The organism is Anaerocolumna jejuensis DSM 15929 (genome assembly GCF_900142215.1).
In the GTDB taxonomy this organism is placed as follows: Bacteria; Bacillota; Clostridia; order Lachnospirales; family Lachnospiraceae; genus Anaerocolumna; species Anaerocolumna jejuensis.
In genome coordinates, this window is the sequence record NZ_FRAC01000006.1 from 409,489 (window position 1) to 425,597 (window position 16,109).

Genomic DNA, 16,109 nt, shown 5'->3' on the forward strand with positions numbered 1-16,109 from the left:
CTATTCTTCTCCCTTCCCATCCTCATATTCTTCTTCCCTACCACTCATCCCACTGCTGCGCTCTTTTCTGACCAGCTTCGTTCTTTCATCCCTTCTGGCAAATAAAGGACGCCTGCTTAGCCTGCGAAAAGGAAATCTGATCATGCCGTCCTTGGTATCAGAGCCATGATTGATACCAGATGCAGCAAAAGGAACCATATAGGGCATACCGAAACTTTTTAAACCGCCTAAATGTATCAATAAACAGGTAATTCCTATAATAAAGCCAAACAAGCCAAGAAAAGCGGATAAGGCTAAAATAAAGTACCGGATAATACGAAATGCAGAAGCAAAAGGTTCGTTCGGAACGGTAAATGCCGTAATGGCAGTAAGCGCTATTACGATAACGACAATGGGGCTGACAATATTGGCAGTTACTGCGGCGTCACCAATTATAAGGCCACCTACAATGCCTAATGTTCCTCCCATCGGCCCCGGCATCCGGACTCCCGCTTCCAACAGCATCTGAAAGCTTATTTCCATAATAATGACTTCCACCAGTACGGAGAAGGGAACCCCTTCTCTGGCTGCCGAGAAGGAAAGGGCCATTGCAGGTGATAAAAGCTCTGCATTATAGTTTAATACGGCTACATAAAGTCCCGGAAGAGTCATCGTTATAAAAGCTCCTATATAGCGCAGCAGGCGGAGAAAGGTTGCCACTTCCCATCTGGAATAAGCATCATCGGAAGCCTGAAAAAAAGAATTAAAGGTAGTGGGCAGCAGGGTAGCTACCGGGGAATTGTCCACCAGAATTACCACCCTTCCCTCCAATAAGGCTGCCGCTGCCTTGTCCGGCCTTTCCGTAGACTGGAATTCCGGAAAGGGGGAATAGGTATTGCGCTCCGTAAGCTGCTCCAGCATGCCGCTGTCCAAGAGGCCGTCTATGGTATATTCATTGAGCCGCCTCTCAATTTCAGCAATAACCTCAGGCTTTGCCACCCCATCCAGATAGCAGATTGCCACATCCGTAAGAGTTCTGGCTCCTAACTTTTGCTGCTTCATCTTAAGGTTTGTATCCTTGATTCGCCTCCTTAAGAGTACCCGGTTAATGAACAGGGCCTCACTGAAGCTTTCCTTGGAGCCTCTGACGGTTACTTCATTCTCACTGGTGGGTACACCTCTGTTCGGCGCCTTGCGCATGGATACTCTCAGGGCTTTGTCATAGCCGTCCACCATAATAATGGTATCTCCTGAAAGGATCTGTCCTACCAGCTCCGGTATGGTGCTGACTTCAATTAAATCCACCGTCTGTATGCCCCGGTTCTTTATATAATCAAACTTATCTGTTTCAGGCATATCCTGCAAATCCCTGAATAATTGAAGCAGCGTGTTCATTTCAAGGAGTTCCTTATCTATCATGTTGTCGATATAAATAATAAAAATATCAACCTTATTTTCGCCCCCAACGCTGAGCTTTCTTTTTACAACATCAGCACAATTTTCAAACAGCACCGACAGGGTGTCGATGTTCTCATCAAGAACCTTGGAAAAAAGAGCCGTTATATGGTTCCTATCATCATGTAAAAGGGTCATTTAAGCCTCCTTAAAGTCCATTGTTTTCATATATCTGGTATTATATCCAAAGATACGCTGTTTACTCATGGTCAGCAGGAGGACTTATAAACCAAAGGCAAGGTAAATATTGTAATGAAGACATCAAAAAAAAGCACCATGACATTAATATTCCTCCGCATTGCAAACAATTTTATTGCTTGAACTGTCTGCCCCTAAAGAGTATACCGCCTAAAGTCATGGTGCTTCTATTATATTTATTTTTCTATTTGCTAAATCTAATTTCGGATATAACTAACGATAATCAAAGGCTCTTCCTTAAATATCCAGCCTGAGCTGAACCTCTTCCTCCGCCTCCAATTTAAAGTCCTCCACTTTATCCGAGGCTATGACAGGCAGATCTTCCAATGAGTGGATACCAAAGCTTCTTAGGAATTCCTCTGTTGTACCAAAAAGAATCGGCCTTCCCGGTGCATCCATTCTGCCCACCTCTCCGACCAGATTATATTCAATCAGCTTATTGACGGCATGATCTGATTTCACACCTCTGATTGCCTCAATCTCTATTCTGGTAATGGGCTGCTTGTATGCAATAATGGACAAGGTCTCAAGAAGTACATCCGTTAATATATGTCTCTTGGGCACATGGGTAATCTTAATCAGCGAATCGTATAATTCGGTTTTGGTGCACATCTGGTAGGAATCCTCCAGCTCAATAATCTGGATTCCCCTCTCTTCGCTGCTATAATCATCCATCATGGTATGTATTATCTTCTTAATCGTATCCTTATCATGTCCCAGGGCAGCTGACAGCCTGTCCAGCTCCACTGCTTCTCCCATGGTAAAGAGTATGGCTTCAATTGCCGCCTTAATCTGCTTTATCTCCATTTAAACCTCTTTTCTGCCTGTGTTGAACCTGCGGGCAGGCTGAATCCTTTATTCCTGGCAAATCAAATGCAGTTCCATCATACAACTGCAGCTTCTTTATATGTAATCATAATATCCTCAAACAGGTTGTCCTGTTTAATGATAATTTCTCCGGTCTTCATTAGTTCCAAAACAGCAAGAAAGGTAACGATAATCTCTGTTTTTCCCCGTTGTCCCATTAACAGTTGATAAAAAGAGAAATTCTTATGCAGTCTCCCGTATCTTGCCACTTCTTCCATCTTCTCGGACAGGTTGCCCTCTTCCTTTTCAATTCGTCCGAATTTGCTTCGGATAGGGTCAATCTTATCCGTCTGTCTTTTCATTACTGTTTCAAATATCCGGTGTAATTTGGCAAGGGTCAGGTCTGAAAGCAGTACGCTTACATCCACCTTTTCTTCGTAATCCTTAATCTCTTCCGGTATGGTCGGCGTTTTGTAAAAGGCTCTTCCCGCATCCAATTCCTTGTCCTTTAATTCCAGGGAGATATATTTGAACATTTTGTATTCCAGGAGTCTTTCCACCAGCTCCTGTCTTGGGTCCTCTTCAGAGGTATCCTTTTTCTCATCCTTAGGCAGCAGCATCTTTGATTTTATATTAAGAAGCGTAGCTGCCATAACAAGAAATTCACTCATAATATTAAGGTCTTTTGTTTCCATATGATTAACATAATCCATATACTGTTCTGTAATCAGAACAATCGGTATATCTTGGATGCTTACCTTATTTTTTTCAATCAGATGCAGCAGCAGATCCAAGGGACCTTCAAACACCTCCAGCTTAAATGAAATTTCCATTACTTCTACCCTTTCACCGTATAATATCAGCTCTGTCCGTACCGTTAAAGCTTTTTCATAATAACAGCGCTAAAATAAATTTTGAAAGATCTGTTAAAAGTTGAAAGATAACCACAAAAATCAATAAGACTTTTATCAGATAGTCATTTTTAATAATAGAAAAATATCTGGAAGGAGACTTTGCGGCAATACACAGCCCCATATCAAAGGTCGACACAGGAAACAGATTCACAAACAGCATACTCAAACTGATAAGTGCCATATATATCAAAGAAAACTGTAAAAACAATCTGCCGGTACTGTCGTTGGGATTATAGGTCAGGGGAGTAGAAAAATCATGCTGTAGTTTCATTACAACAACACTGATGACAAACACAAGGAATAAACTTGTAAAACCGCAGATTCCTAGTAATAAATTGCTCCGCCTGTTTTTTAACCGGTACATATAGGGCTTTGAAAATCCGGCCTGATTGGTTACGCAGAACAGAATTCCGATAGGGTCAATATACTGATATAATTTATAGACATTTCTCTTTTTCATTGGGTCCTGATTTTTATTTAATCCATTGTATAATAAGGCTTTTGGAAATTCATGGAGTATCATTACGATACAGCCTGCCAAAAAAGCAGCGAAAAGACTTATCAATTGTATTCTCATAAATGTCATTCCTCCTGCATAACAAATCTGTCTGCTACTGTTATTTTCTTTTTAAGGTAATTGTCATTAATTCCGGACGGTTTCCGATGCGGAATTTTAAAGTATGAAGTCCCAGGCCTCTGGATATCAGCATAGTACTTCCCTTCTCACAAAAGCGCCCGGCATCATATTTCGGAAAGAAGCGGTATTGGGGTGATAGCATTCCCCCTAAAAAGGGAAGCCTGATAATCCCGCCATGAACGTGTCCGGCCAAAATGAGGTCAGACCCATAGGCTGCATAATTCATAAAATATACAGGATTATGAGCAATCAATATATTATAACACTGCCTTTCGCATTTTCCCACCAGATTTTCAATATAATCTGCCGGCATCTCGGGTATTTTACATTTACCATAGTAATCCTTTTCAATGGAAAGACCAGTTATCTTCAAGTTATCATTTTTTCTTCTCAGTATTACACTTTGATTATCCAGGAAAATAATGCCCTCTTTTTCCAGTTTATTCACATACTCCCGGTAAAGAGCCGCATATTCCTCTTTTTCACCAGCCAGACTCTGCTCATGATTACCCAATCCATAGTAAATGGGGTACTTTCTGGACAGGGCCTTTAAGAGCTCAAAGGCGGTATCGTACTTTTTTGGTGCTTTTCGTACCAGCATGTCCCCTGCCACCAGGATCATGTCCGGCTTCACAGAATCAATCTGTTTTTTTAGTACTTCATTCCCTTTGCCAAAGCTGTAATTATGAAGGTCCGCCAAAATGACCATACGAAATCCGTCAAAGACCTGCGGAAGTCTCTCCGACTCCACATTCTCTTCCGTGATTTCCGGTTTCAGATTTCTGATGTATTCTATAAGAAGAAGGAGTAAAATAAGAGCTCCTATTATTTTTATCATTCATAGCCCTTTCTTTTTATTTTTCTATTTATGATTTCCATAAAAAGGATAGACCGCCAAAAAGCCTGTTATCAATTATAACACAGACTTTCTCTGCGGTCTATAGTGCCCTTTTTCTTAGAATAAGAATTTTTTGACTGCTGCCTTAAAATAATCTTTAAAGCTTGCTTTATCGACATTTTCGGCAGCTACAATATCTACCTTTCCTATGGTTTTTCCTCCCAGCTGATAGGTGACCTCTCCAACCTTGTCATTTTCCTTTACCGGTGCGGAGACACTTTCTTCTATTGTTACCTTTTTTGTAATATCTGCCGGGTTGGTTCCCTTTAGGCAAAGGTAGGAAAATTTATTGTTTACCCGGTAATTCAAGCCGTCAGCCACACCCTTTTTCACCGGTATGGGTGTAACTGCAAGATCTTTGTTGTCATCCTGGAATATACTGCAATTGGCAAAGCCATAGTCCAGCAGCTTTGCTGCTTCTCTGAAACGTACCTTTGTTTCCGGTGCTGCCAAAACGACTGCTATCATATCCATTCCGTTCCGCTTGGCTGTTGCAGACAGGCAGTACTTGGCAAGGCTGGTGGAGCCGGTCTTTAGCCCGGTAATCCCGTTATAGCTTTTAATCAGCTTATTGGTATTGGTAAGGCCGAATTCGCTTTGCCCTTTTTTCGTAGTATGTGTGATATTTTCCATCCATACAGTGGAATAATCACTGATCTGCGGATATTTTGTGATAAGATCTCTGGACATAAGAGCGATGTCATAAGCCGTGGTATAATGGTTATCCACATCAAGACCGCAGCAATTCACAAAATGAGTATTGTTCATACCCAGTTCCTTTGCTTTTTCATTCATCATGTTTACAAAAGACTCTTCAGAGCCTGCTATGTATTCGGCCATGGCAACAGCTGCGTCATTGGCACTGGCTATGCTGATGCATTTTATCATGGTATTTACATCCTGAGTTTCTCCGGGCTCAAGATAGACCTGGGAGCCTCCCATGGAGGAAGCGTACTCACTGACAGTTACCTGATCCGTCAGTTTAATCTTACCGCTTGCCAGGGCATCAAATATCAGTAAAAGTGTCATTATCTTTGTAATACTGGCAGGCTTTCTCTTTTCATCCTTGTTCTTATCATAAATAACAACTCCAGTTGATCCTTCTATAAGAACTGCCGACTCAGATGTGATATCAACTGCTGCATTATCCTGGGGGACATTCTGTGTGCTGTCCTTCTGAGCACTGTCTTTCTTATCGCCGTCTTTCTGCTCGTTGTCTTTCTGATTACTGTCTTTCTGCTCGTTGTCCTTTTGCTCGTTGTCCTTCTGATTGCTGTCCTTCTGCTCGTTATCCTTTTGCTCGTTGTCTTTCTGATTGCTGTCCTTTTGTTCGTTATCCTTTTGCTCGTTATTCTTCTGACTGCTGTCCTTCTGCTCGTTGTCCTTCTGCTCGTTATCCTTCTGGCTGCTGTCCTTCTGTTCGTTATCCTTTTGCTCGTTGTCCTTCTGGCTGCTGTCCTTCTGCTCGTTGTCTTTCTTATCGTTATCTTTCTGTTCGGCGTCTTTAGCTGCGTTCATCAGACCACTCGTAATTTGTCCGGCCTTTGCAAAGGTTTTTGCTGAGCCTTCTGCGCCTATATTACTGGAAAATAATAACGCAATACATAACACAAAGCATAGAATTTTCGCATATTTCTTATACTTCATACTAACCTCACTAGTCCATAACCTATTAGTATATAATTAGTATGAAGTATCCGATTTTAGACCAACTTTATTCGCTTCTAAGGGCATCTATAGGGTTTAATTTTGCAGCCTTGTTTGCCGGCATAAAGCCAAAGCCCACACCAATTCCGGCTGATACTCCAAAGGCCAGTATTATGGAGTTTATCGTTGGATAGGCATCCAGTCCAAATGCATTACCAATACTGGTGGTCGCTGCCCATCCCAGGATAATCCCCACTGTTCCTCCCAGAATACTGATGGTTGCCGCTTCAATAACAAATTGCAGAAGGATGTCTTTTCTCTTGGCTCCCATGGATTTCCTGATACCAATCTCCCTTGTCCTCTCAACAACGGATACCAGCATGATATTCATGATTCCGATACCGGCAACCAGTAGTGAAATTCCTGCAATACCGCCCAGGATGGAGCCCATCATATTGGTCATCTCCGTTACCTTTTCCAGAAGCTCTGCCATCGTCGATATGGTATACAGGTCTTCATCCTTCATAATATTGTATAAATAGTTATCAAGGAGGGTCTTGCAGATATCTACCTTGTCATCACTTACAGCGGCAAAGCTGTAGTTTGAGATACTGGTTCCGCCCATTCGCACGGCATTGGAATAGGGAATGTAGACACAATCGTCTGCGGAATTTTCCTCGGAATCCGCTTTCTCCTCTTTGATTCCGATAACCTTGTATATCTCACCATTTATCCGGATAGTATCTCCTACTTTGGCTGAACCGTCAAAGAGCTCATTTACGATGTAGGTGCCGATAACACAGCCTTTATAACGGCTCTTAATGTCCGCATAGTCTATAAATCTTCCGCTGGAGAGCTTAAAGTCATTCAAATCGGCATAATCCTCTCCCACTCCGGTAACCGTTGTTGTCATAGAATTGGTTCCGTATTTTAAGGTATACCTGCTCGTAACGGAAGGGGTCACCCCTTCAAATACATTACTGTATTTATCTACAAAGGCATAGACATCATCCACCTTTACGAACCTGGTATCCGTATTGGTTACCGATACCGTCAGCATATTGGTTCCCATGTCGGAAAAGGTGGACAGTACATAATTGGTTACGCCGTTCATAAGGCCGATCAAGGTGATAACAGAGGTAACACCGATTATCATGCCAAGCATTGTCAGAAAGGAGCGCAGCTTATTTCCGATAATACTTTTAATTGCTATTTTAAAGGTCTGAAGTATACTCATGGACGACTCCTCCTGTATTCCTCTACGCTGCCGTCAAAATCAATTTTTCCGTCTTTTAAGGATACAACGCGGTTAGCCTCCGCAGCAATGGACTGGTCATGGGTAATTAATACAATGGTATTCCCTTCCTCATTGAGCTGCTTTAAAATGTCCAGCACCTCTCTGCTGGTCCTGGAGTCCAAAGCTCCTGTAGGTTCGTCGGCGAGAATCAGGGAGGGACTTCCGGCCAATGCTCTGGCAATGGACCCCCTTTGTTGCTGTCCGCCGGAAAGCTGGTTGGGAAAATTCTTATATTTATCCTTTATACCAACCCGGTCAAGAGCCGCCATAGCAAGCTCTTTTCTCTTACGCCTGGATACCCCTGCATACAGGAGGGGAAGCTCTACATTCTCAAGAAGTGTCTGCCTGGCTAACAGATTATATTGCTGAAAGATAAATCCTATGGTCCGGTTTCTGATATCCGCCAGTTCATCTCCTTTTAAAGTAGAAACATCTTCTCCGTTCAGGATATACTGCCCTTCTGTCGGAACATCCAGAGCGCCGATAATGTTCATAATCGTAGATTTCCCGCTTCCCGACTTTCCTACAATAGCAACAAACTCACCATGAAAGATTTTAAGGCTAATTCCGTCATTGGCGCGTACTTCTGTGTTTCCCATCTGGTATATCTTATAAATGTCAATTAAATTAATTAATGGTTCTTTTCCATCCTCCAACCTTTCACTCATAACGGTAACACCTCCTATTTGCCGCCGCTGCCGGAACCGCCGCCCTGGCTTTTACTGCCCTGACTGCCTCCGAAGGAGCCGCTTCTTTGACTGCTTCCGCCGCCTTGCCAGTTACCTCCCTGACCTCCCGGGCCTCCCTGTCCGCCTGGGGCGCCTTCTATATTTATCATTCCGGGCATCATGTTCTGTGTGTTACCGGAGCTGGTACGCTTCACATAGACTTCCTCTCCCGCTGTTAACCCGCTCTTTGCCTCTATATAGTCACCGTCTGTCAGACCGGTTTCTATCTGCACTTCCTTAAAGCCTGCCGGAACATTTCCATTTGCTTTCGTTACCGTAGAATCCTTCACATAAACTGAATTACCGCGCATCAGGGCATCTGCCGGTATGGCCAGAACACCTTCCGCCTTTTCTACAACAATTTCACCGGTTACATTCATGCCGGGAAGTAAATCTCCGATGTCATCAATGCGTACCGTTACAGGGTACTGGGTAACTCCGCCGTTAGTCGTACTTTCAAGACTTATGTTTGTTACCACACCGCTTATTTTCGTATTTTCCAGTGCGTCTGCGGTTACATTGACCTCCTGGCCCACCGCTACACTTCTGACATCCAGTTCATCCACGTACATTTCAAAGCTTACGGCAGATAAATCATAAATGGTACATAAGCTGCTTTGATTATTAATCGTATCTCCTTCCAGCGCATCCTTACTGATCACCTTTCCGGAAATTGGTGCCGTAATGCTGTAGTCCGTCTTGGTATCCACAGCCTCCTCTAAAGAGGATTTTGCATCTTCAATGCTTTCCTTTGCAGTTTCAATGGAATCGTTGGCATTTTCCATGGAATCTTTTGCATTCTCTACAGCCTTTTCGTAGGAATCCAGCTGTTCACTGGTAGAATCCTTATCCAATACCGCTATGGAGCCCCCTGCTGCTACTCTGTCGCCTTCCTCTACCGAAAGCTTTGCTATTTCACCGGCTTTATCTGCCGTTACCACGGTGTCGGTAAGTACCTGAAAGGCTCCTTCCTGGCTGGAGGAAAGGTCTCCTATAGTGGCTGTTGCCTTACTCTCAGTGGTTATACCGCCGGGATTCTTTACCTTTATTGTGACCTTCTTTACAATCCGGTTGCCGCTTAAGGCTTCTTCAAGGCTGCTTACCTTGGTAACAGTACCGGATAAGGCCTCACCGCTGCCTGATAATTCAATGGAAGCCTTCTTCCCGACCAGGGAGGAAACAGCGTCAGAAGCATTAAAATAAACCTCCAGCAGCATGTAGCTGTTATCATAAATCTTGGCAATCTGACCGCCTTTTTGGACATTATCCCCTGCTTTTACCATAAGCTCCGTTATAACACCGGAGTCCGGGGCCGTTAAGTTTAGATTCTTATATTTTTCTACTGCATCGTCGTAATCCTTCTTGGCATCCTCATAGTTTGATTTTGCTTTATCGTAATTTTTAACAGACTTATCATAATTTTTTTCCGCCCTGGAAACGGAGGTTTTCGCCTGGTCAATCTTCTTATCAAGAGTGTCGGTGGTAACCTGGTAGAGGACCTGACCCTTCTTTACCTCATCTCCTTCTTCAAAATCAGCGGATATTACCTCACCTTCTACCAAAGTCTTTACCTCATAGGTATTAAGGGGCTGAACCGTACCGGAGGAAGTCAGGACATTTTCAATATCCCTGGTTTCAACCTTGGCTGTCTGGACCGTATTTTCCGAGGATGTTTTTTGGGTTTTATCGGCTATCAGCTTTTTATAGCCTAATCCAGCCAAAATTAAAAGGATGAGCAGGATAATTACAATACGTATGATTTTTTTCCCTTTGCCTTTTTTTCTTACTTTTCTGCCATTTGCCGCTTCTGTCTTTGTGCCGTCTTTTTTCTTAAACAGACTCATTATCTATCCTCCTTAAAATACTGCTTAATTTGTTTTCTGTGCTATGATGACGCGCACACGGCCTCCCAGGGCTGTGGTTTTATCATAATAAGCTGTCAGTTTATATCTTGTTAAGTCCGATACCTGACTTAACGTTGCCTGGGTATAATTTATTCCGTCATAAAAATAAACCTGTACATTGTCCGATAATAGATATTTCATGGAGGAATCCTGTATGTATGTGGTTCCTGCTGCTTTTACAGAGGTCGACTGCAGCTTCAGAGCAGAGGAGATTACCGTTCCATTTAACATTAAGCCTACCGGTCCGGTACTGTCCGAAAGCACCTTCGTCGATGTGGCAGTAGAGGTTTTTCCATTCAATATGTACTGGCTTGTAATACCGGAACTGTTTGAGCCAGTGACGCCAAGATATATGCCATATTGATATAAATCACCGCTTGCATTGTTGAGAATCAGCTCTGTTATCTCATTTCTGGCATTTAATTCATAATAGATAACACCGCCTGTACCCAGCAGGGTTCCTCCAAGACGGCTCGGATAAAGGGTAACATAGGCTCCGTTGCTGTAATCCAGTATCTTTGCATCGGCTGCCAGCTCATAATTTCCCAGAGCCAGGCCATCTGCGGAAAAGGTCAAATCGGTCAGCAGGGTATTTGCAGATTTGCAGATTTCAACTGTTGAAATTCCGTCGGTATAGGTTATACTTACAAGCTGCCCGGCCATAAAGCTCACCTTTGTATCATCATAGTCCTGCTCAAAGGTGCTGCCACCTGCATCGACCACCGTCATATAGGCTGTATATTTATAATTTCCGTTAACATCGGCTGCGGTGTGGTTTCCTGTGCTTAAAATAATACCCGTTAAAGATACATTGAGCTCATTCACACTCAGGGCATAAACTACGGTATTGTCCTTGCCAAGCAGTAAGGTTACAACATCTCCCTTTCCAAAGCTGCCGCCAGCTGCAAACTGCTCTTTTGCCTCAACTGTACTTAAAGTATACTGGGTTCCTGCTATGGAAACCTGATCCGGTGAAAGGGTTTCCGTGCCGACAGACTGGATAGTACCTGTAATTTTATTATCATATGCCCAGACCGTTTTAAGTTTCGTGGAATAATATAACACGTCATACTGGTCAATTGCCGTTAAGGAAGAAGTCTTCCCATCCTTGTAGTATTTGGCCTGTGCCAGTGCAAAAGGAATCTTCTCTTTCCAGTTGTCCTTTACTACAACAGGCCCTTTCATGGAAGAATTGACTAAGGTAAGATAGTTGATTTCACCATTTGTATCCACCTTATACCCCAGAGTCTCTCCGTAAACTTTTCCCTCTTTTGTAGTTCCTGTCAGTACGTTGTAAAACAGATTGATACAGTCATTTCTTGTAAGGGACTGGTTTGTTGTCTTAGAAATATTTTCATTCAGATTCTTGGTTGTATACAGATTCATCATTCCGGTATATACATTGCCGGTAAAATCCCCGTCGGTATATCCAAGGAGCTTGATAACACCATATACGGCTTGTTTCAAGGTAACCGCTGAGGAAGGCTTAAAGGAACCGTTTATGTAACCGGACATATAGCCTGCTTCCACTGCTGCCTGAATATAGCCTGCTGCCCAATAGGTTTTCTTAACATCTCCAAACAGGCTTACATTGGTTTTAGCTGTTACATAATCTTTTTTTGCAGACAAATTAATCAGCATCTGCGCAAATTCAGCTCTGCTCACATTTGCTGACTGGGCATTGGAGCTGCCCTTGTCCGTATTCATAATCCCAAGTTCATTGATTACTTTTTGTGCATTGCTGCTGTCTGCTTTTACTGAAACAGACGGATACACTGTTGTGACAAGAACAGCCGCAATAAGTATTACCATTAGTAGTTTTCGCTGCATTTAATGTCTCCTTTTCAATAAGTTTACTAATATCAACCAGTAAAATACATTTTCATTCTAAAAATAAGCGGTGATTTTTCTGTGAATAAATTGTGAAAAATTTAAGGATAAATTAAGAAGTTTGAAAAGTTATCGTAATATTTTAGAAAGAATTGAAAGAATTAAAAAACTGCGCCATCTTAAAAAAGATGACGCAGCCAACGAGCTTGCTATTCTTATTTTACTGTGACCTGGCAGGTCAAAAGCTTTCCTTCAACCCTGGCATAAATTACAGCACTGCCTTTTTTCCGGGCTCTTACCTTGCCAAAACGGCTTACAGTTGCTACTTTCTTGTTTCCGCTATACCATTTTACTCTGCCATTTGGCCCCTTTATATACAGCCTGCTGCCGTTCCATTTGGATAGTACGAGCTTTTTACGGCTGATATCTATTACCCTTACTCTGCATTTACGCTCCTTACCATCAAAACGGATACGGATAAAGGTAGTTCCTGGCCGGAAGGCCGTAACCGTTCCGAAAATGTTGACGTCTGCCACCTTTATATCCGTAGAGGAAAAGCTCACCCTCTTATTGAGCCTGAGAAGATAGATATGGAATTCTTCCCCTTTCTTTAAGACAATATCCTCCGCGTTTATCTTCTGGGAAAACGGGTCAAAGATATTGCTTTTATAATAGAGAGAGGTATGGGGTATTATAAGATACCAAAGCAGACCTGCAAAGGCAATGTAATATACAATTGAAATTGGTCCCTGAAAACGGAATAAGCGAAAAAAATCCTTTTTCATCCCTTATCCTTTTCGCTTTTCTTATTATATCTTATTCCGGAATTCCGAATTTATTCAATGGCCAAACCCGAAGCAGCACTCTGCCTCCGATATTTTTCTTTTTAACCGGTCCCACATCGGAATAACGGCTGTCAAAGCTTACCTTCCTGTTATCCCCCAAAACAAAGTATTCATCATCGGCCAGGGTAATGGGATTGGCCGCAATACCTGCCTTGGTTATAGGCTGCTTGCCGTAATGCTCCGTTATTTTCTTGTCGTTAATATAGATGTCTTTGCCTTTTATCTGAACTGTTTCTCCCGGAAGGCCGATAACACGCTTGACAAAGTAATCTTCCTTATCCTGCCTGCCATAGGGATAAAATACAATAATATCAAAACGCTTTAAAGCATTCAGGTGATAACTGATTTTTTCAACCATAAGCTGCTCGCCGTTATGAAGATTATTCTCCATAGAGGGTCCGTCAACGATTGTCTTTTGAATAACGAAGGTAGGAATTACATAGAGGCAGACAGCAAAAATGATTGCATATGTGATGATGTCCTTAATAATAGCCCGTATTTTGGAAGCTGCCTTCTTCTTTTCAGGCAGATTGCCGTTTATGAGCAGATCAGGCTTATCATCCGTCTCGTTTACCTGGACATCTGTGTCCTCGACCTCTGTTACCTCGGTCCCCTGTGTCATTTCATTTGCTTCCGCTTTCTTAGCCGCTTCTTCTGCCGGGGAATCGGCATATTCCTTTGGCTCCTGTTCCATTTTCGTTTCCTTCCGTTTCACTGACTTTACTGATGTTTTAATACTTCAAAATCATTTAGCGGCCATATTCTAACCCAGGCTCTTCCCAAAATACTCTTACGGCTGACCACTCCTACCACAGGATTTCTGCTGTCCTTGCTGTTATTACGGTTATCTCCCAATACGAAATATTCGCCTTTGTTCAGCTTAATTGGTTCGCCTGCAATTCCGGCATCTTCTATTAAAGCATTCCCATAATCCTCTTTCAATATTTCACCGTTAATATAGATATCGCTTCCAATAATCTGAACGGTTTCTCCCGGAAGACCGATAACTCTTTTTATATAATACGTTTTTTTGTCATCTTCATAGGGTCTGAAAACAATGATATCAAAACGTTTAGGATCCCCTTTTTCATAGGATATCTTCTCCAATATCAAGTGGTCCTCATTATGTAGAGTAGATTCCATTGAACTTCCGCTTACCTCTATCTGCTGTCCCACAAAATTATGAATTAACAGCGCAGCAACGATAATAAGTGTAAAATAAATCAGCATATCCCTTATATCCTTGCCGTAACCGGATTTATTTGACGCTGTTTTTTCCTGTTCCGGACTTTCCTGCTCCTTATTAGGCCTATTCTCATCCGCCTCATTGTTTCCTGCTAACTTTTTATCATCCATATTATAGAACCTCCGTATAGAAAGCAAGGCACCCCCGCCATGCCTCCTACCTGCCAAGCTTGCTTTTTAAGGACGTTAGGAGGATAAACGGGAATGCCTTTCGCATTTATTCGGATTTACTTTCCTTTCCTGCTTCTTCATCATTTAGTATCTTTACCTTAGACTGATACATTTCTTCTACTGCAATAGATAAAGGCTTGGAGGTAGTTGCGCGGACCATAGGCTCTGCTCCGCTGATTAACTGTCTGGCTCTTTTTGCTGTCGCAAGTACGATGGAATAACGGCTGTTTACAACCGGCTGTTCTCCGGGTTCAACGTCACTGTTTACTACTTTCATTAAGTCTGTATAGGATGGATGTAACATATTGAATTTCCTGCCTTTCGCTTTATATTAATTGGAATTTATTCCTTGCTGTCTTTCATTCAGAATCATCCCTTGTATTAACACGGTTTGCAATGGTATCCGGTAGCAGAGAGGATAGCACCAGATGTCCGCTGTCCATGACCAGCACTGCTTTTGTCTTTCTTCCGCAGGTTGCATCAATGGCATTTCCTGCATCCTTGGCATTCTGAACCATTCTTTTGATAGGAGCAGCCTCCGGGCTGATGATACCGACTATTTTATCAGCATTTACTACATTACCAAAACCAATATTGATTAACCGATTCATTCCTGTCTCACCGCCTCAGCTATTCTATGTTCTGAATCTGCTCTCGAATCTTTTCAATTTCTGTCTTTAAATCAATAGCCATATTGGTGATGTCAATATTATTGGCTTTTGAAAGAATCGTATTGGCTTCCCGGTTCATTTCCTGGGCAATAAAGTCCAGTCTTCTTCCAACCTCTTCCCCTTGATTTAAACACAGAAGCATATTTTCAATATGACTCTTAAGTCTTACAGTTTCTTCATCTACACATATCTTATCTGCATAGACCGTTACTTCCGTAGCTAAAATACTTTCATCGATCATGGTGTCACCTAAAAGCTCTTCCACTTTGCCTCTAAGCTTCTCACGGTATTCTATCAGAATCTGGGGAGCATAGCCTTCTATGGTATAGACTACCTTAAGCATACCCTTTAACTTGTCGCTTAAGTCCTTCTTCAGATTTTCCCCTTCCTGACTGCGGGATTCCACCATCTGTGCACAGGCACCGGTAACGGCTTCCTCAATGAGATGCCATATCTCCTGTTCATCAGACTGCTCTTCTTCTAAGGTAAACACTTCGGGGTAGGAGGAGAGAATGGATGCTGTTATATCATCCTTTATTCCAAAGGTATCAGCCATCTTCTTTAGATTATCATGATATTCTTTCGCTATGGCCTCATTATATTTTACACAGACGCTGTTTTCCTGATGCTCCTCATAACTGATAAACACGTCTACCTTGCCACGGCTAATATATTTCTTCAAGATACTTCGAATCCCAGCCTCATAAAAGCTCAGTTTCTTTGGTATCTTAATATTAATATCCAGATACCTGTGGTTTACCGCTTTCATCTCCACAACAACCTTGCGCTCTGCATCTGCCCTTTCGCAGCGCCCGAAGCCAGTCATACTTTTCAACATGATTTCACGTTCTTTCATTATTCATTTTTTCTTGCCTGCCTTTTT

At 42.4% G+C, this 16,109-nt stretch carries 16 protein-coding genes; all 16 read right to left on the reverse strand.

The window, feature by feature from the left end; all coding sequences use genetic code 11:
* Positions 1 to 1,572, reverse strand: coding sequence for a spore germination protein (locus BUB77_RS01830; RefSeq protein WP_073272355.1), 1,572 nt, complete (start codon positions 1,570 to 1,572; stop codon positions 1 to 3).
* Positions 1,573 to 1,869: 297 nt separating this feature from the next.
* Positions 1,870 to 2,439, reverse strand: coding sequence for an SMC-Scp complex subunit ScpB (scpB, locus tag BUB77_RS01835; RefSeq protein WP_073272356.1), 570 nt, complete (start codon positions 2,437 to 2,439; stop codon positions 1,870 to 1,872).
* A 77-nt stretch (positions 2,440 to 2,516) separates the two neighbouring features.
* On the reverse strand, positions 2,517 to 3,272 hold the full coding sequence (locus BUB77_RS01840) for a segregation and condensation protein A (protein WP_073272358.1): 756 nt from the start codon (positions 3,270 to 3,272) through the stop codon (positions 2,517 to 2,519).
* A gap of 55 nt (positions 3,273 to 3,327) precedes the next feature.
* Entirely contained in the window at positions 3,328 to 3,930 is a 603-nt protein-coding gene (locus BUB77_RS01845; protein ID WP_073272360.1) for a hypothetical protein, read from the reverse strand.
* Positions 3,931 to 3,970: 40 nt separating this feature from the next.
* Positions 3,971 to 4,828, reverse strand: coding sequence for a metallophosphoesterase (locus tag BUB77_RS01850; protein WP_073272362.1), 858 nt, complete (start codon positions 4,826 to 4,828; stop codon positions 3,971 to 3,973).
* 117 nt (positions 4,829 to 4,945) lie between these two features.
* On the reverse strand, positions 4,946 to 6,535 hold the full coding sequence (locus BUB77_RS01855) for a D-alanyl-D-alanine carboxypeptidase family protein (protein WP_242962331.1): 1,590 nt from the start codon (positions 6,533 to 6,535) through the stop codon (positions 4,946 to 4,948).
* A gap of 67 nt (positions 6,536 to 6,602) precedes the next feature.
* Positions 6,603 to 7,772, reverse strand: coding sequence for an ABC transporter permease (locus BUB77_RS01865; RefSeq protein WP_330392474.1), 1,170 nt, complete (start codon positions 7,770 to 7,772; stop codon positions 6,603 to 6,605).
* Entirely contained in the window at positions 7,769 to 8,500 is a 732-nt protein-coding gene (locus BUB77_RS01870; protein ID WP_073272364.1) for an ABC transporter ATP-binding protein, read from the reverse strand. The genes BUB77_RS01865 and BUB77_RS01870 overlap by 4 nt, the downstream gene beginning before the upstream one ends.
* Before the next feature lie 14 nt (positions 8,501 to 8,514).
* Complete coding sequence (locus BUB77_RS01875) at positions 8,515 to 10,404, reverse strand: RND family efflux transporter (protein ID WP_073272366.1); 1,890 nt, start codon at positions 10,402 to 10,404, stop codon at positions 8,515 to 8,517.
* A gap of 24 nt (positions 10,405 to 10,428) precedes the next feature.
* Positions 10,429 to 12,294 (reverse strand): S-layer homology domain-containing protein, encoded by a 1,866-nt coding sequence (locus BUB77_RS01880; protein ID WP_084123867.1) that lies wholly within the window; start codon positions 12,292 to 12,294, stop codon positions 10,429 to 10,431.
* 215 nt (positions 12,295 to 12,509) lie between these two features.
* Positions 12,510 to 13,079 carry an Ig-like domain-containing protein gene (locus tag BUB77_RS01885; RefSeq protein WP_073272370.1) on the reverse strand — a complete coding sequence of 190 codons (570 nt, stop codon included), beginning with the start codon at positions 13,077 to 13,079 and terminating at the stop codon, positions 12,510 to 12,512.
* Positions 13,080 to 13,110: 31 nt separating this feature from the next.
* Positions 13,111 to 13,833 (reverse strand): signal peptidase I, encoded by a 723-nt coding sequence (lepB, locus tag BUB77_RS01890; protein WP_242962332.1) that lies wholly within the window; start codon positions 13,831 to 13,833, stop codon positions 13,111 to 13,113.
* Between the two features lie 26 nt (positions 13,834 to 13,859).
* A complete protein-coding gene (gene lepB, locus BUB77_RS01895) occupies positions 13,860 to 14,369 on the reverse strand; it encodes a signal peptidase I (protein ID WP_073272972.1) in 510 nt (169 codons plus the stop codon).
* Positions 14,370 to 14,601: 232 nt separating this feature from the next.
* On the reverse strand, positions 14,602 to 14,859 hold the full coding sequence (gene rpoZ / locus BUB77_RS01900) for a DNA-directed RNA polymerase subunit omega (RefSeq protein ID WP_073272372.1): 258 nt from the start codon (positions 14,857 to 14,859) through the stop codon (positions 14,602 to 14,604).
* 55 nt (positions 14,860 to 14,914) lie between these two features.
* Positions 14,915 to 15,166, reverse strand: coding sequence for a DUF370 domain-containing protein (locus tag BUB77_RS01905; protein WP_073272373.1), 252 nt, complete (start codon positions 15,164 to 15,166; stop codon positions 14,915 to 14,917).
* A gap of 19 nt (positions 15,167 to 15,185) precedes the next feature.
* A complete protein-coding gene (locus BUB77_RS01910) occupies positions 15,186 to 16,064 on the reverse strand; it encodes a YicC/YloC family endoribonuclease (RefSeq protein WP_073272974.1) in 879 nt (292 codons plus the stop codon).
* Between the last annotated feature and the right edge of the window lie 45 nt (positions 16,065 to 16,109).